13 protein-coding genes are annotated in these 17,111 nt (G+C 46.3%); all 13 read left to right on the top strand.

Annotated elements, in window-relative coordinates:
* Position 1: 1 nt before the first annotated feature.
* The 13 genes from ACFI6J_RS05370 to tldD all read left to right on the top strand — a co-directional run bounded on the left by ACFI6J_RS05370 (position 2) and on the right by tldD (position 17,059).
* On the top strand, positions 2 to 463 hold the full coding sequence (locus tag ACFI6J_RS05370; RefSeq protein WP_281716045.1) for a type II secretion system protein: 462 nt from the start codon (positions 2 to 4) through the stop codon (positions 461 to 463).
* Positions 453 to 974, top strand: coding sequence for a type IV pilus modification PilV family protein (locus tag ACFI6J_RS05365; RefSeq protein ID WP_348670418.1), 522 nt, complete (start codon positions 453 to 455; stop codon positions 972 to 974). Before ACFI6J_RS05370 ends, ACFI6J_RS05365 begins: the two co-directional genes overlap by 11 nt.
* Complete coding sequence (locus ACFI6J_RS05360; RefSeq protein ID WP_348670417.1) at positions 974 to 1,717, top strand: type II secretion system protein; 744 nt, start codon at positions 974 to 976, stop codon at positions 1,715 to 1,717. The genes ACFI6J_RS05365 and ACFI6J_RS05360 overlap by 1 nt, the downstream gene beginning before the upstream one ends.
* A complete protein-coding gene (locus ACFI6J_RS05355; RefSeq protein ID WP_348670416.1) occupies positions 1,707 to 2,195 on the top strand; it encodes an agglutinin biogenesis protein MshP in 489 nt (162 codons plus the stop codon). The genes ACFI6J_RS05360 and ACFI6J_RS05355 overlap by 11 nt, the downstream gene beginning before the upstream one ends.
* Complete coding sequence (locus ACFI6J_RS05350; protein ID WP_348670415.1) at positions 2,195 to 5,893, top strand: H-type lectin domain-containing protein; 3,699 nt, start codon at positions 2,195 to 2,197, stop codon at positions 5,891 to 5,893. The genes ACFI6J_RS05355 and ACFI6J_RS05350 overlap by 1 nt, the downstream gene beginning before the upstream one ends.
* Before the next feature lie 355 nt (positions 5,894 to 6,248).
* Complete coding sequence (locus ACFI6J_RS05345) at positions 6,249 to 7,292, top strand: rod shape-determining protein (RefSeq protein ID WP_014947909.1); 1,044 nt, start codon at positions 6,249 to 6,251, stop codon at positions 7,290 to 7,292.
* A gap of 37 nt (positions 7,293 to 7,329) precedes the next feature.
* Positions 7,330 to 8,232, top strand: a complete 903-nt coding sequence (gene mreC / locus ACFI6J_RS05340; RefSeq protein WP_014978010.1) for a rod shape-determining protein MreC — start codon at positions 7,330 to 7,332, stop codon at positions 8,230 to 8,232.
* The gene (gene mreD, locus ACFI6J_RS05335) at positions 8,225 to 8,701 is read left to right on the top strand and encodes a rod shape-determining protein MreD (RefSeq protein WP_014978011.1); all 477 of its coding nucleotides are present in this window, start codon (positions 8,225 to 8,227) and stop codon (positions 8,699 to 8,701) included. Before mreC ends, mreD begins: the two co-directional genes overlap by 8 nt.
* Before the next feature lie 36 nt (positions 8,702 to 8,737).
* Entirely contained in the window at positions 8,738 to 9,328 is a 591-nt protein-coding gene (locus ACFI6J_RS05330) for a Maf family protein (RefSeq protein WP_348670414.1), read from the top strand.
* Positions 9,325 to 10,791, top strand: a complete 1,467-nt coding sequence (rng, locus tag ACFI6J_RS05325; RefSeq protein ID WP_014947913.1) for a ribonuclease G — start codon at positions 9,325 to 9,327, stop codon at positions 10,789 to 10,791. The genes ACFI6J_RS05330 and rng overlap by 4 nt, the downstream gene beginning before the upstream one ends.
* A gap of 26 nt (positions 10,792 to 10,817) precedes the next feature.
* Positions 10,818 to 14,813, top strand: coding sequence for a YhdP family protein (locus ACFI6J_RS05320; protein ID WP_348670413.1), 3,996 nt, complete (start codon positions 10,818 to 10,820; stop codon positions 14,811 to 14,813).
* Positions 14,806 to 15,624 (top strand): carbon-nitrogen hydrolase family protein, encoded by an 819-nt coding sequence (locus ACFI6J_RS05315; RefSeq protein WP_049588411.1) that lies wholly within the window; start codon positions 14,806 to 14,808, stop codon positions 15,622 to 15,624. The genes ACFI6J_RS05320 and ACFI6J_RS05315 overlap by 8 nt, the downstream gene beginning before the upstream one ends.
* Positions 15,617 to 17,059: a metalloprotease TldD gene (tldD, locus tag ACFI6J_RS05310; protein ID WP_348670412.1), complete on the top strand. Its 1,443-nt coding sequence runs from the start codon at positions 15,617 to 15,619 to the stop codon at positions 17,057 to 17,059. Before ACFI6J_RS05315 ends, tldD begins: the two co-directional genes overlap by 8 nt.
* The last annotated feature ends 52 nt before the right edge of the window (positions 17,060 to 17,111 follow it).

Below are 17,111 nucleotides of genomic sequence, written 5' to 3'. Positions count from 1 at the left end.
TGTGAAGAAAACCGGTTTTACATTAGTAGAACTTATCATAACCATATTGGTTATTGGGGTGCTGGCGGTAACCGCCGCACCTCGCTTTCTTGGTAACGATACGGAAGAAGCTATCGCCCTTCGCGATCGCACACTTCAAGTCGTTCGTAACATGCAGTTTCGTGCTATGCAAAATGTGCAAAACACTAGCTGTGTGAAAATAACCGCCACAATCATTGCCCCTCCCGCTGGCCACGATTGTGCAAACGCCCTTTCTACCGCTTTTGATGCCGATCAGGTAGTCGATGCATCAAGCACCGACTTTACTTTTCAAACGGCCGATGAAAATGGCGATAGCTTTTCTCAAATTCAGTTTGATGGGTTTGGCAGGCCGCGAAATATCGCGTGTTCAACGAATTGTAGAATTCAAATAAGTACCTTTGCCATGTGTTTACAAAGCGAAGGGGCAGTTTATGCGTGCTAGGGTTGCGTTGCCTGTACATAGAAAATGCGTGAACGGCTTTACCCTGTTAGAGCTGGTGATTGGTATTGTTGTATTTACGATTAGCCTAACCGTAGTTCTGTCGCTTATTGTCCCGCAAGCTGAACAAACCGCAGAGCCATTTCGTCAGGTGAAAGCGGCGAAGCTAGGGCAGTCTTTAATGAATGATATTCTTAGTCGCTCTTATGATGAAAATAGTGACAGAAGCCCGCCATTTGAAACCTGTAATGCCAAAGGAAATTGCTCAACAACACTTGGTCCAGAAGAAGCCAACGAAGACGACTACGACGATGTAGACGATTACAACGGGTACACAGTTAACGACGTGGGCGGAAACTATAGCAGTTTCGGTTTTACCGTAACGGTAGATTACGACAGTGACCTAAACGACAGTACGCCAACAGACGGCCTAATGTTTAAACGTATTGACATCGCAGTTACGGCACCAGACGGCCAAGTTTACAATTTTAGCGCTTATCGAGGGAGCTATTAATGTCTCCACGACAAGCACAGCGACAACATGGTTTTACATTAATAGAACTTATTTTAGTGATCACTATTTTAGGTGTGATAAGCGTATCTGTAGCTCAAGTGATTTCTTTAAGTGCACAAATCTATATAACCGGCGCAGAGCGTAACCGCCTTGTTTCAGATGCGCGCTTTATTATTTTGCGGCTCGAAAAAGAACTGCGTAATGTGGTGCCAAATTCTGTGTCATTCGATTCGAGTTTGGGGTGTCTTTCTTACTACCCAATTAAGGAAAGTGGCACCTATGTGGGCGACGCGTTTAATAATCCTATGCACGTAGTCGTGTTCAATAGTCAGTTGAGTAAAGACGACACTCTTGTTATATACCCAACAAACCCACAGAGCGTGAATGATAGCGGGCGAATAATAGATGCTATTGCCGACGCTGCTTCCGATCCCACTAGCGATAATCAATATGACCTCACACTCAGTGCCCCCAATACACAATCTTCACCAGGAAAACGCTTCTTTATTCCTGAAGCGCAAGTAACCGTTTGTAGAACATCTACCGTTCAAGGTGAACGCTTAATTAGGACGCAAGGTGCTACGTCGGGCGTCCTTGGTACTAATGTGGTTTCGTGGAGTGCGAATGTGGTCACTGCAGGGTTACGGCAAAATGGCTTAATCGAACTGCAAATGACATTACAAAGCAGTGACGATGAACAGATATCGGTTGTACACGAGGTGCATTTCCCTAATGTGCCATAGTAAAACACGCCAACAAAAAAAGTATCGTATAGGCCAACGTCCTGTTGGGTTGTCTGGTTCTCCTGCGCGCCAACAAGGCTCAACCACCATAGTAGCAATTATCATTAGTATTATACTTTTAGGTCTTGGTATTGCGCTGTCTAATCAAATCTCATCGAATATTCGCCAGCAATCCATTGAATATTATGGCGCTCGTGCTTACTTAGCGGCGCAAAGTGGGATGGAAGTCGCTATTTCTAGGCTAATTAACGGCGATAATCCGGCGTGCACAGTCATAACACAGCCGGTAGTTATTAATGTGGCCAACATGCAGAATTGTACGATTACGCTATCTTGTGAGGTGGAAACTGAAGTCGAAGAGCCTGAAGTTGCCGCTGGTGAAATAAGGGTTTATGCGTTAGGGGCCGAAGCGCAGTGCAGTACCGGCCAGCTCGAAACCTCAAAACGCGTTCTTGTTGAAGTAAGGCAGGAAGAATAATGACATACTGTAATTCTGTTGCTCGACTCTTTTTGATTTGTGCCTTGTTTATACAAGCGTTAGCTGTGCAAGCCGTCCCTCAAATCGAAGGCAGGTTCATCGAGCTTCAAAACACCTACAATAAAGCAGAGTGGACAACCATTAGCTTTTCACAGGTATACGACGAGCCGCCAGCGGTGTTTATGCTGTCTACTAATCAGGGGGGCAACCCTGCCATTGTCAAAATTCGCAATGTAACCCGCACAGGTTTTGAAGCTTTGCCCCTTGAGCCTTCTGGAGAAGATGGTCCGCATATCACGATGGGAGCACATTACTTAGCGATTGCGTATGGCGTTCATGAATTTCCTGACGGTGATATTGTTGAAGTCGGTAAGATGGAGCTCGGAGGGGGGACTATTCAGGCATCGACAAGCTCTCCTTGGTATGAACCTAACGGCCCCTTGAAGGTGGGCGAAGAAAATGCGAGATATGCTCGCGTTTCACTTGAAACTGATTTTGGTGAACAGCCTGTTTTCTTTCACTCTATTCAAACGTTAAATAACCAAGTTGACGTTAATGGAAAGAAGCCACCCAACGAACATTTGTTACCGTTTCTAACCATTGCAGCAAAGTATGAAGCACCATCTTATTTTATGGCGTTGGAAGCGTCTGAAACAGATTATGCGCCAGTTACACGCAATGAAACGGTAGCTTACATGGCGACAACAGAGGGGTTCAATCGTAGATTTTTCGATGACAATGGTATTGAAGTGGTTTGGGAAGCCGATTTTGCCGACGTACGCATACAGGGGTGGGACGATGGTTGCTTTCGAAATGACTTTAAAAATAACTATGCGCAAACTCCTTTGGTTGCAGCCAGTAAAATAAGTAGAAACGGCGGCGACGGCGGTTGGCTTCGCAGCTGCGGCGTAAACAAAAATAGGCTTGGACTGCGTGTAGATGAGGATAGAAGCTTAGACTCTGAGCGCAACCACACTGAAGAAGACGCTAGCATTCTGGCTATGACTTCAGAGTTTGTGTTTAGTGGTGAAGTTCCTAGTTGTGATGACGCCTTTCCTGGCGCGGTTGCCGCTTTTAGTGGTTCCGCAATTTCACTCGCAGCTGGTAGCCGAATGATTGATGAAAATGCAGGTGTGTTGTCAGCACAGCAGTTTATCACCGACGCTACAAGCGGATCTGCAGACTACCCAAAATGCGGACAGAACCCTGTCGACTGTACCGTGAACAACACAGATGCGCTTACCGACTCACAAGCGAGAGCGATACCAACAATTACCATTGACGATAGCGGCCCAGAGATAGCAGAAGGGGACTTAGCGGGGGATTACTATTTTAACCGTCAACTGGTAACCATGGCGGCGGGTAACTACGACGTAATTGCACCCACGCGAATTTATGTTTCTGACCCGGGGGACAATATAGGTGGCGTTGCTACAAAGTTCACCATGGTGAACGCAAATATCACTGTCGCTGAAGGGGCTTATCTCGCGATTTATGTCGATGGAGATGTGGTCATCGATGGCTCAAACCCGAACGCATTGGTTTTAGCAAAAGGTGAAATAACCTTTGCCAATGTGTCTGAAGGCACATTGAGAGGCCGCTTTACCGCAGGAGGTGGCGTCGGCTCACCTGCTACTCTGAGGGTGACGGCTAATGAAGTGCCAAACAATATTCCTGGCATCTGCGGTCGGGAAGTCATTGAAGTACTGAATCACTATCGTTTTGAACTGGCTGATAACAAGGGTAGCAGCTGCGCCGCGAAAGAAGTTACCCTAAAAGCCTGTGCAGACGTCAACTGTGATTTACTCTACTCTCAGCCATCTACAGTCAACTTAGTGCCCGTTAATAGCGGTAACTATCGATGGTCGCCTGACGACAGCGTAACGTTTATCGGGCAGACCTCGCTAACACTCGATAGCCTTAGAGGCGCAGATCCTGAACTTGCTACTTCGGGAGAAAATCCATCTTCTCAATTGCGTTGCTTTATCGGTGGTAAAGAAGTGAATTTAGGTAGCTGTAAAATAAAGTATGAATCCGACGGGCTGGTGTTTAAGAATATCACTGATGATTCAGAAACCATCGTTACTCAGCTTTCTGGTAAGCCTTCAGACACTGGCTTTAACAGCAAGACCTATGCTATCGAAGCATGTGGGAATTCTGACACGCTAAAAAATCAAATTGTCGATGTTGAATTAAATTATAACTGTTCTAGTTCGAGTAATTGTTCTAACACCCTACTGCTTATCAATAACGGTAATGAACATCAACTGGGGCTAACCCCACGCACCTTTCCTATTCAATTTGATGCTGACTCGCGAGCTGCCTTTACAATTCAATACCCAGATGCGGGAGAGTTGTCGTTGTCAGCAGACATAACAAATCGAAGCGGTATTGCAGGTTCTTCTAATACTTTTAAAGTGCGTCCGTTCGGCTTTGCTATGAATATCTTAAATGATAGCGGCACGAGCTCCAATCTTAACGGTTACGCGAATAGTGCGAATGGTTCGCTGCTCAAACTGACAGGGGAAGACTTTGTCTTAGGCTTGCGAACAGTACAGTGGGTCGATGGTGAAGACAGTAACGACGATGGAATACCAGATAACTTTGCAGCACTGGAAAATAATAATACCGCGGAGCATTTTTCAGGTAGCGCGTTGTTAACACCCTTAAATATACTTCCTAGTGGCGGCGCAACGGGTACATTGAGCGTGCCCAGTGTTTTATTTAGCGATGAAGGTAAAGTTAACGTTGGTATTAATTACGATGAGGTAGGTACAATTTCCATTGCGGCACAGAGTACTTATTTGTCAGATACCACCGTGCAAGGGCTGGTGCAAAACGTTGGGCGTTTCGCACCTTCTAATTTTGCCTTGAGCGGAAGTGTTGAAGCGGCGTGTAACGTCAATGGCGCATTTAATTACTTTGATCAACCCATTAGCGAAGTAAGCTTCTCGCTAACCGCACTTAACCAAAATGGCAGCCGCACCACAAACTACTACGATGGTTTTGATAAACTGGTCAATATCAGCTTACAAGTCGAGCACGGCACAAGCTTGCTAAATAGGCTTGAAAACATTAATTCAATAAGTTGGCCGCAAAATACCAGTGCTGGTCTTATTTCATTTTCTGACAACGATATCGTATTTAGTCGCCTTGCTGATAACAGCGTAGATGGGCCTTACCTCGAAGCACACATTGCGCTGGTGGCAGACCAAGCACAAATTGAGGGCGCAAACTTCAATGGACTTTCTTGTTCCGGTCAGTGCGTTGATGATTTTGGTGATTCAATCAGCTTCGCCTACGGTCGTGCAACGTTGATAAATAACTACGGTGCAGCCGACGAAGCGCTTTTGTTACCGCTTCGCACTCAATACTGGGACGGAAGTAATTGGCGGATTAATAAGTATGACAGTTGTACGGCTTATGATCACGACAATGTGAATGACGAATCTGGTGAATTGGTTTCTTCGGGGGAAGAGTCGTTAAGTGAAGGAGCCTATAGGAATAGTGACGGAATTCGCCTGTCATCACCAAACGGTGCTGGCAATTACCCTGTTAGTTATACGCCTGATGCTTGGCTATTGTGGGATTGGGATGGAGATGGTGAAGCTGATAACCCTCCAAACGCAACGCTTACGTATGGTGTGTATCGAGGAAACGACAATATCATTTACAAGCGCGAGCAAATTAATAATTAGCAAAGAAGGTTATCCGGTTTGGTCTTAATGCTGGTTGCGTAGCACACCGTAGTGGCGCCAACATAAAGAGATGTAAATTATTAGCAAATTGTTTTTGAACCTTCTAATTTTCACAGGGTCACTATGTGGGTCTAATTTTAAAATTATTTGGAAACGCGTGTGTGGTATCCCTTCATGGGTAAAGCGCTAAAACTACTAAGCAAAAATGCAGTTATTTCGTCACTTAATTACAGCATTACTTGCCCAAAATAGCCCCCATTGTTAAAGTGTGCGAATAAATATCGACTTCACGTTAAAGCGTCGCCATCTCACCTTTGCAAATACGCGTTAACACAGAAACAGGAATACACTCTTCATGTTTAAAAAGCTTCGAGGCATGTTCTCTAACGATCTGTCCATCGACCTCGGAACAGCTAATACGCTGATTTATGTAAAAGACCAAGGTATTGTTCTGAACGAGCCTTCAGTAGTAGCTATTCGTCAAGAGCGCGCAGCAGGACCAAAAAGTGTTGCAGCGGTAGGTGCAGAAGCTAAGCGAATGCTTGGTCGTACGCCGGGTAATATACGTGCAATTCGTCCGATGAAAGACGGTGTTATTGCCGACTTTTACGTCACTGAAAAAATGCTTCAGCACTTTATTAAACAAGTGCATGACAATAATTTCTTGCGCCCAAGTCCTCGTGTATTAGTGTGTGTTCCTTGTGGTTCAACACAAGTAGAGCGCCGCGCAATTAAAGAATCTGCATTGGGTGCAGGTGCCCGCGAAGTTTATCTTATCGACGAGCCAATGGCGGCTGCTATTGGTGCGGGTTTACCTGTATCAGAAGCAACAGGTTCAATGGTGGTCGATATTGGTGGTGGTACAACAGAAGTTGCCATTATCTCACTTAACGGCGTAGTTTATTCATCATCTGTTCGTATTGGTGGTGACAAGTTTGATGAAGCTATTATCAACTACATTCGTCGTAACTTCGGTTCACTAATTGGTGAAGCAACCGCTGAACGCATCAAGCATGAAATAGGTGCTGCCTATCCAGGTGAAGAAGTGCGCGAAATTGAAGTGCGCGGTCGCAACCTAGCAGAAGGCGTACCTCGCGGGTTCACGCTAAACTCAAACGAAATTCTTGAAGCGCTTCAAGAACCACTAACCGGCATTGTTTCAGCCGTTATGGTGGCGCTAGAACAGTCTCCGCCAGAGCTTGCTTCAGACATTTCTGAGCGCGGTATGGTACTTACCGGTGGTGGCGCGTTACTTAAAGACTTAGATAGATTGCTAATGGAAGAAACGGGCATTCCAGTTGTTATTGCTGATGATCCGCTTACTTGTGTAGCACGCGGCGGTGGTAAGGCATTCGATATGATTGACCTTCACGGTGGCGACCTGTTTAGCTACGAATAAACAGGAAAGGCAACCGTAAGGTTGCCTTATTTGTATCATGGATACTATTTTTACCCGCGGCCCTTCGTTAAATAACAGGCTTACACTGGCGCTTGTGCTGTCGGTGATTCTGATATTTGTCGACCATAAGCTAGACGGTTTCAAATCAACGCGGGTTTATCTCAACTCATTAATGAGCCCACTTCAGTATTTAGCAAACCTTCCCGGTTTAATGCTAAATGAAAGTGCCCAGCGTCTTACCTCTCAAGAGCAATTGCTGGCCGAAAACCAGAAACTTAATAATCAGCTGTTGTTAATGAGCGAAAAGCTCCAGCAGTTCGATGTAATTGCAAAAGAAAATGCACAATTAAGAGAGTTACTGCAGGCACCTATTCGGGTTTCTTCTCGAAAAATGGTTGCTGAGTTAATGGCGGTGGATAAAAACCCGTATAGCCAGCAGGTGGTTATCAACAAGGGTGCGATAGACGGCGTATATCTGTCTCAGCCAGTTATTGATGATAAGGGCATAGTGGGTCAGGTAATGGAAGTTGGGTCTACAAACAGCCGTGTATTGCTGATTGCCGACGTTACCCACGCTATTCCTGTGCGATCTCTTCGAAATGATATTCGCTTTATCGCAACCGGAAGCGGCGCACTAAACGAGCTGTATCTAGAGCATGTTCCTCATAGTGTCGATATTCAAGAAGGTGACACATTAATTTCGTCTGGCTTAGGAAAGGTCTTTCCAGAAGGTTACCCTGTGGCAAGAGTGTCACAAGTCGTCCGAGATGAAAGCCGACCTTTTGCTCGTGTTATTGTTACACCTTTAGCAAACCTAGACAGGCTTCGACACCTATTGCTGTTATGGCACACGCCTGAGTCAGAAAATGAGTCTGATGCTAACTCAACTGACGACACTGATAAGCCAGCTGTAAACGAGGAAGAATCTTCAGATGCGTAAACGTAACCTCGTTATATGGATTAGTCTGTTAGTTGCTCTGGTACTGCAAATTGTTCCACTGCCCACTCAAGTAGATGTGTACCGGCCTGACTGGGTGCTGGTTGTATTAGCATATTGGAGCATGGCGTTGCCCCACAGAGTGAATGTGGGTGTAGCCTTCTTAACGGGCGTAGCCATGGATGTATTGGTAGGCACGACCTTAGGTATTCATAGTCTTGGGTTGAGTATATGCGTATACGTTTTAGCGGCTAACTACCAGCGGTTGCGTAATTATTCTGTATGGCAGCAAGCCATTATTATCGGCCTACTATCGGCGCTATATCACTTACTTACATTTTGGGTGCAGCATCTACTGACTGATATTTATTTCCAAGTCGATTACCTGTGGCCAGTGATAACGTCAATGGTGTTGTGGCCGTGGGTATTTTGGCTGCTTCGACGCACGCGCAGACAGTTTTCAATTTCGTAACCCGAACACGTTCTCGATTAAACCAAAGGTAAGCCAATGACAAAATCGGTAGTGTTAGCGTCAGCCTCTCCACGACGCACCGCTTTGCTCAAGCAAATGAACATAGCCCATACAATACAGCCTGCCGATATTGACGAGTCGCCCCGTGACAACGAGCCACCGATGGAGCTTGTCACAAGGCTAGCCAGTGAAAAAGCCCAAGCGGTGAAAGCATACCTTGAGGATCAGCAGGCAATGACCGACGACAAGGTTATTCTGGCCAGCGACACGCTAATATCGTTTAACGGACAAAGTGTTGGCAAGCCAGAAGATAAAGCAGATTCTAGGCGCATCCTCACTATGCTTTCTGGTAAAACTCATGACGTCCTTACCGCTATTTGTGTGCTTGATAACGCTCAGCAACAGACTCAAGTAATTACCACATCTGTGACTTTTGCAGCATTGACGGATGAGCAAATTGACGCATACTGGGAAACAGGAGAACCTGCCGACAAAGCAGGGAGTTACGCTATTCAAGGTATTGGTGGTGAGTTTGTAGTTTCCATTAACGGCAGTGCAAGTGCCGTAATAGGCCTACCACTGTACGAAACCCGCCAATTACTTAATGCATTTGGAGTTGTGTCGTGAGTGCTGAACTGCTTATTAACGTTACCCCGTCAGAGTCACGGGTGGCGCTTATTGAAAACGGAATACTGCAAGAAATTCACGTAGAGCGTCATACCAAACGCGGTTTGGTTGGCAATATCTATCGCGGTAAAGTTAGCCGTGTATTACCGGGAATGCAGGCAGCATTTGTTGATATCGGTTTAGAAAAGGCCGCCTTCTTACATGCATCTGACATTGTCATTCACAATGAAATTGCTGAAGAAGTCTCGGCAAGCCATATTCAAAAGCAAGACATTCGCGAGTTGGTGCGAGACGGTCAAGATATTGTGGTTCAGGTAGTGAAAGATCCTATCGGTACCAAAGGCGCACGCCTTACCACAGACATTACTATCCCCAGCCGTTATCTTGTATTTATGCCTTCGGTCACTCACGTAGGCGTATCTCAACGCATTGAAGAAGAAGCAGAAAGAGAACGCTTAAAGTCGCTGGTGCAAGAGTTTTGTGATGAAAACGGTGGCTTCATTCTGCGTACTGCGGCTGAAGGTGTGGGCAAAAACGAACTGCAGTCCGACGCAGCATTTTTGCGAAGGCTGTGGGATAAAATTCAGTCGCGTATGAAAAAGCGTAAGTCGAACGTGCTTTACGAAGACTTACCGCTAGCACGACGAGTGCTACGCGACTTTGTTGGTACAGAGCTCGACAGAATTCGTATCGACTCGAAACTATCATTCAATGAACTTCACCAGTTCACCAAAGAGTACGTGCCTGAAATGAACGGCAAGCTCGAATACTACCCGGGTGATAGACCTATTTTTGATTTATACGATGTGGAAAACGAGGCGCAGCGAGCCTTGGAACGCCGTGTCGATTTAAAATCTGGCGGCTATTTGATCATCGATCAAACCGAAGCGATGACCACAATCGACATTAATACGGGCGCTTTTGTTGGCCACCGGAACCTAGAAGAAACAATTTTTAACACCAATATTGAGGCGACGCAGGCAATTGCCCGTCAGTTAAGATTGCGCAACTTGGGTGGGATGATCCTTATCGACTTCATCGATATGATTGAACCAGACCATAAACGACGTGTCTTACACTCATTAGAGGTGGCGACGAACAAGGACAGAGCCAAGATAAATATTCACGGTTTTACTGCGCTAGGGCTAATTGAAATGACCCGTAAGCGCACCCGTGAAAGCATTGAGCATATATTGTGCGGAGAATGCCCGGTGTGTAAAGGGCGAGGCACGGTAAAAACCATTGAAACCATTTGCTTTGAAATTATGCGTGAAATTGTACGGGTGAATCGCGCCTACGACGCAGACAAGTTTGTGGTTTACGCTTCACCAAAAGTGGCGGAAGCCTTAATGGGTGAAGAGTCTCATATGCTGGCAGAACTGGAAGTATTTGTGTCTAAACAAATCAAGGTTCAAACAGAAACATTGTACAATCAGGATAAGTACGACGTCGTCATGATGTAATGCATTAACGTATACAAAGGCAAAATGTGACAAATTTTTCGTCGGTAGCCGCTTATCTACTTAAGAAGTTTTGGCTGCTACTCGCCGTATTGCTTGTACTTTTCGCGCTTGTTTTAAGCGCTGCACGCTATGCTCTGCCGCATATTGAGCACAACAAACACCTGTTGGAAAATTATATTAATGAGCAGTATGGCGTAAACCTATCCATCCAAAGTGTGCATGCTGTTTGGCAGCGCAATGGTCCAAGTATTGTGCTCAATTCGGTGTCGTTGGCTAAAAACGATGCTTCCCCTGTTGCATTGGATATCAGGCAAATCTACGTCGAGCTAGATTTTTGGGAATCGCTACGCCACCAACTTATCTCATCTACCCGTTTCGAGCTGCGTGGTCTTAAGCTTGATATTGACGCCGATCGCCTTTCTGGAGGCGACAAGAATAACTTCCCTGTAGTAAATGCGCTAGAGCGTCTGTTTTTAGAGCAGCTTCAAAGCTTTTCGTTAGAAGACGGGGTGGTATCTGTCACTCATCTTAATGAAACCAATTCATTTGATATTGAAAGTTTATCGTGGAACAACCATGAAGAGCGACACCAAGGTTTAGGTCAGCTTAAGGTTGCAGATTTAGCGGCTAACTCGGCGTCGTTTATCATTGATATCACGGGCACGCGGGAAGACTTTGACGGCGTGTTTTACGCCAAAGCAGAAGAGCTCGATATTTCTCCGTGGGTTAGCGATCTCATCAAAACCAAGCGTCCACTAGCGCAAAGCCGCGCAAACTTTGAAGTATGGACTAACTTTTCTCAAAGTGAAGTCACTAGCGTACAAGCCGAGCTTAGTGAAAGCCTTTTAGAGTGGGGCAGTGGCCGCGCGAAAACGGTAACAGGTATCAGCGGAGGTAGTCTTCAGGCGTTGCCTAACGATGAGAACAGACAGGGAGGCTGGAATGTCCGAGTGGATCAATTGGTGCTTAATTCAAGCAACGAGACCCTTACAACAGACCTAATTGGCAGTATAAGTGCAAATGGTGATGCGCTGATAAACACCGTAAAGCCGGTGCAAATTAACCCCTTTCTGCTGCTGTTGCCGCTTTTCATGGATGATACCAGTGAAGAAGAAATACGCGGGCTTAATCCAAAAGGCGAGTTGGCCACGTTGCAGATTCAATGGCACAACGGTCAGCCTTCTTTAGCTGCTAAAGTGCTAGATTTGCAGTGGGACAAAACAGATAAGGTACCAGGTCTTTCGTCGCTAGACGCAGACTTTTTCTGGTATAAAAATAATGGCGCTATCTACTTAGAGAGTGCGGATAGCTTACTCAGTGCCAACGGCGTAATTAAGAAAGACGTCAATATAAAGCTGTTTAAATCTCAGTTTTATATTTACCCAGAGCAGATAGATAGTGAAGACAAGCAGTGGGTAGTAAAAGGCAGCGATATGCTGCTTGATAGTGATGCCGTTACTCTTCATCCGCAGTTTAAACTGAATACGTCGACAGGGTTTATGTCGCTTTATGTGGATGTAAGCCCATTGGCGCTAAATGAGGTGAGCAGTTTATTTCCCCCTTCTTTAATGGGGGCCAATACCGACAAATACCTTACTCGTGCGTTTACAGGAGAAGGTGAAATCGCAAATGCGCGCGTGCTGTGGCACGGTCGCACGAGTGACTTCCCGTTTGACGACAACACAGGCATTTTTCAGGCGTATGTCGATATTGAGCAGGGGGATTTTCTTTTTGCGCCAGACTGGCCGGCACTTAATAACTTAGACCTATCTTTGTATTTTGTGAATAATGCATTAGTGATGGAGAGCCCTAGTGCGACGCTTGCTGGTATGAAAATCAGTGATATGTCGGCTGCCATTCCAAGCTTTAGTCCAGATGCCCGCCTGATTATTTATGCCAATGGTACTGGCACTGGGGACGCGCTAACCGCGTTAATGATGGATTCGTCCCTCAAAAAATCTCTGGGCAAAGTACTTAACGAAGACGTGCAAATTGGCGGGCCTCTATCTGCCGATATAAAGCTTGATATCCCGTTTAAAGGCAAAGATGTGGTGGCATCGGGAACGGCGCACTTGTCGAATAACCCCGTTTTTGTTGCGACCACAAATATGCTATTTGATAAGGCATCGGGAGAGGTGTCATTTGCTAATGGCGATATAGACGCAAGTGGGCTTCAGGCGCAGTTTCTTAAACAGCCGGTGAACTTGTCGCTATCCGGTAGGCAGGGCGACACGTACGACCTAAATGTAGAGTTAGGTGGACGGTGGCATGTACATCCGCTCGCTAACTATGTGAACACGGATCTCACCGAATACATCGACGGCGAAAGTGATTGGAACACTACAGTTCAACTGTCGCTTTCAAACAGTGGGTTTAACTATACTGCCAATTTAACTGCAGATTTGACGGCGACACAAAGTGTATTGCCTGCTCCCTTCGATACGCCAGCGGGCAGCAGTTTACCGCTGCTTATTACCAGTAAAGGCGATAGCAAAGCATCAAATGTGGAGGCGTCACTTGGTGATAACATTCGTTTTGATGGCGTACTACCGCACAAAGAAATGCAGTTTTCACGTGCGCACTTGGCACTTGGCGAAAGCGATATAGCCAACATTGGTACAGGTTTTAGTATCAGTGCGAATCTACCTCAAGCTGATGTGCAAGAATGGTTTACCACTATAAATATGTTACTTTCCGGTAAAGGGAAAGACACTAGCTCCGCCGTTGCAAAAACAAATGCTCAATCGAGTATCCAGTCAAACGAAAGTAAAAAAGCGAATTTGTTTGGCACTCCCTCGCGGATATTCGCCAAAGCCGACAAGCTAAATTTTGCTGGCCACAGTATTAAAGATGCGCAGCTCAGTGCAACAGAACGCAATAAAGATTGGATCCTAGACTTAGCGTCGCCTCAGGCAAGAGCCACTATTCGTATTAATAGTGATTTAGACGAGCAGGGCATTGAGATAAATGCCGACTATTTATCACTAGAGAAGCCTGCTCAAGCCGGGGGGGCGACAAAAACCGGTTCAGAGAGCGGCGTTGAGTTAGCTACGAATAGTGCTATGCCAAGTGAGGAAGGCGAGTCGCCCTACAATATTGACCCAAATACGCTACCGCCCATTTATTTTTATTGTCAGTCCTGTGGCGTGCACGGCATCGATTTAGGTGAAATTACCTTAGACATCGCGAAGGAAGAGAATGGTTTAGCCATTCGCCAGCTTCTAGTGAAATCTGATGAAACTAACGTTACCGCAACGGGTTATTGGAAGCACATGGGAGGCGAGATTCAAAGCGCGTTAAACGGAACATTAACGTCTCCCGACGTTGGGCAGATGCTAAAAGAGTACGGTGTTGAATCAGGTATAAAAGATTCTAGCGCAAATGTGGCGTTTGATATCAACTGGCCAAATGCGCCGATGGATTTCGGGTTTGAACAGCTAAACGGTAATGTTGAGTGGTCGCTCTCAGATGGGTATCTAACTGAGTTGAGTGATAAGGGGTCACGTATCTTTACCCTGTTTAGCTTGAACTCGTTAGTGCGGAAGCTCAGCCTCGATTTTCGAGACGTTTTTGCTAAGGGTTTTTTCTACGACGATATGGGCGGCACGTTAAGTATTGTTGATGGCAAAGCGTATACCGACGATACTGAAATTGACGGCGGCGCTGGTGAAATAGAGATCACGGGCTTCACCGATCTCAATACCGGTGGATTAAATTACAACGTATCGTTCGCACCGAACGTAACCGGGAACTTACCGTTTTTAGTGTATTTCTTGGCTACGCCGCCTACTGCACTCGCTGCTCTTGCCATAGACCAGGTGCTGACCTCTGCGAAAGTTATTTCGAATGTGAACTATCGCGTTACAGGCACCATAAAAGATCCTAAGTTCGACGAAGTTGAGCGCAACAGCAAAGACATCAGCTTACCTGCGCAAAATGCGCCTGTACCGGCCAACCCGCAAGACAGGCCATTAACGGAAGATGACGTACGCAGGCTTAAAATGGAGGTGATCGATGGTTAATTTAGTTGCATTACAAATGACATCTGCGCCAAGCGTGGAAGAAAATCTCGACACCGTTGCAAACGAAATGGCATCGGCAAAGATTGAGAAAAACAGTTTAGTTGTGCTTCCAGAGTGTTTTGCTTATTTCGGCGGTAAAGACAAAGGCCAACTTGCTGTGGCAGAAACAAAGGGCGAAGGTGAGATTCAGCGACGTTTGTCAGCGCTTGCTGCACAATATCAGTGCTATCTGGTTTCGGGTACGTTTCCAGTGAAAACCAATAGCCCAGAGAAGTTTTCCGCAGCCTGCATGCTGTTTGGCCCCAATGGTGATGTGTTGGCAGACTACCGAAAAATTCACATGTTCGATGTATCAGTTAACGACAACACGGGCAGTTATCGTGAATCGGCGACAACCGAAGCGGGCAGCAAGGTGGTTACTGTTGAAACGCCAATAGGCAACATTGGTCTTGCGGTGTGCTATGATGTACGCTTTCCAGGATTATTTACTGCAATGGGCGATATCGATATTTTGGTGTTGCCAGCGGCCTTTACCCAGCGCACCGGAGAAGCGCATTGGCATGCGTTGTTGCAAGCCAGAGCCATTGAAAAGCAGTGCTTTGTGGTAGCTGCAAATCAAAGTGGCGTGCATGCAAATGGCCGTGAAACATACGGTCACAGTCTTGTACTGTCGCCTTGGGGGGAGACCCTTGCCGAACGCAAAACCGACGTAGGGTTAGTTTCGGCAAAAGTAGATATTGCAGAAAGAGAAACCATTAAACAGAATATGCCGGTTGCCGAACATAACCGGTTCAGGAGTCACTTTGTCTAAATCTGTTGAGCGTCATTTATTATCTGACTCAGGGCTAGATATCTCTAAGCTAGAGCGTGCTTTAGCGACTATTCATCGTCACGATACCGACTATGCCGATTTATATTTTCAGTCAAGCCAGCACGAAAGCTGGGTGTTGGAAGATGGCATTATTAAAGAAGGCAGCTATAACATAGAGCGCGGCGTAGGCGTGCGTGCAATTAGCGGCGAGAAAACAGGGTTCGCTTATTCAGACGAAATAAGCGAAGAAGCGTTGACCAAAGCGTGTAAAGCGGCTCGCGGCATTGCGCCAAGCGGCGGTTCACAACAAGTTGCTTCGCTTGGACAAAAACCAGTGCAAGCGCGATACAGCGAAAATAACCCTATTCTTGCGATGCAAGACGCTGAAAAAATTTCGCTTTTAAAAGCAGTAGATGCCTATATCCGCAAACAAGAGCCGTCCGCCAATCAGGTAGTGGTGAGCTTAAGCGGTGTGTATGAAGAAATTTTAGTTGCAGGCAGTGACGGTACTTTAGCAACTGATATTCGCCCGCTGGTGCGCTTGAACTGCTCGGTATTGCTAGAACAAGGCGATAGACGTGAACGTGGTTCAGCGGGGGCTGGTGGTCGCTATGCCTACTCGTTCTTTAAGCAAGACGAAAACGGAAAACCGTATTACGAAACCTTGGCAGAAGATGCCCTTCACATGGCACGCGTAAACATGCAGGCAGTGGCGTCACCGGCAGGCGCTATGCCTGTAGTATTAGGTAACGGTTGGCCTGGTGTATTACTTCACGAAGCGGTTGGGCACGGTCTTGAAGGCGACTTTAACCGTAAGGGTGCATCAACATTTAGTGGCCGTATTGGTCAGCGCGTTGCTGCAAAAGGCGTGACGGTTGTTGACGATGGCACATTAAACGACCGTCGTGGCTCGTTGTCGGTAGACGATGAAGGCACACCAACAGCGCACAACGTGCTTATTGAAGATGGTATCTTGAAAGGTTATATGCAGGATAAACATAACGCCAAGCTTATGGGCGTTGCGCCTACCGGTAACGGTCGTCGTGAATCTTATGCACACTTGCCTATGCCCCGCATGACGAATACTTATATGCTGGAAGGCCAACATGAACCGCAGGAAATTATCGCGTCTATCGACAAAGGTATTTACGCGCCGAACTTTGCTGGCGGACAGGTAGACATTACGTCTGGCAAATTTGTATTTTCTAGCGCGGAAGCCTACTTAATTGAAAACGGTAAAATTACCGCACCGGTGAAAGGGGCTACCTTAATTGGTAACGGTCCAGAGGTTATGCAAAAAATCTCAATGATTGGCAACGACACTGCCCTAGATAAAGGCGTGGGTGTATGTGGTAAAGACGGTCAAAGCGTGCCGGTGGGTGTAGGTCAGCCTACGCTTAAAATTGACGAGTTGACGGTGGGTGGTACGGCTTAATTCAGCTCAAACCCGTAAACTGGAAAATTAAAAAAGGTTGGGCCTAGGCACC

The organism is Alteromonas sp. G4i13 (assembly GCF_054960505.1).
This window is presented reverse-complemented; position numbering and strand designations above follow the sequence as displayed.

Coding starts and splice junctions, on each gene's coding strand:
- ACFI6J_RS05365 (WP_348670418.1), top strand. CDS start 453: ATGCGTGCTAGGGTTGCGTTGCCTGTACATAGAAAATGCGTGAACGGC.
- ACFI6J_RS05360 (WP_348670417.1), top strand. CDS start 974: ATGTCTCCACGACAAGCACAGCGACAACATGGTTTTACATTAATAGAA.
- ACFI6J_RS05355 (WP_348670416.1), top strand. CDS start 1,707: ATGTGCCATAGTAAAACACGCCAACAAAAAAAGTATCGTATAGGCCAA.
- ACFI6J_RS05350 (WP_348670415.1), top strand. CDS start 2,195: ATGACATACTGTAATTCTGTTGCTCGACTCTTTTTGATTTGTGCCTTG.
- ACFI6J_RS05345 (WP_014947909.1), top strand. CDS start 6,249: ATGTTTAAAAAGCTTCGAGGCATGTTCTCTAACGATCTGTCCATCGAC.
- mreC (WP_014978010.1), top strand. CDS start 7,330: ATGGATACTATTTTTACCCGCGGCCCTTCGTTAAATAACAGGCTTACA.
- mreD (WP_014978011.1), top strand. CDS start 8,225: ATGCGTAAACGTAACCTCGTTATATGGATTAGTCTGTTAGTTGCTCTG.
- ACFI6J_RS05330 (WP_348670414.1), top strand. CDS start 8,738: ATGACAAAATCGGTAGTGTTAGCGTCAGCCTCTCCACGACGCACCGCT.
- ACFI6J_RS05315 (WP_049588411.1), top strand. CDS start 14,806: ATGGTTAATTTAGTTGCATTACAAATGACATCTGCGCCAAGCGTGGAA.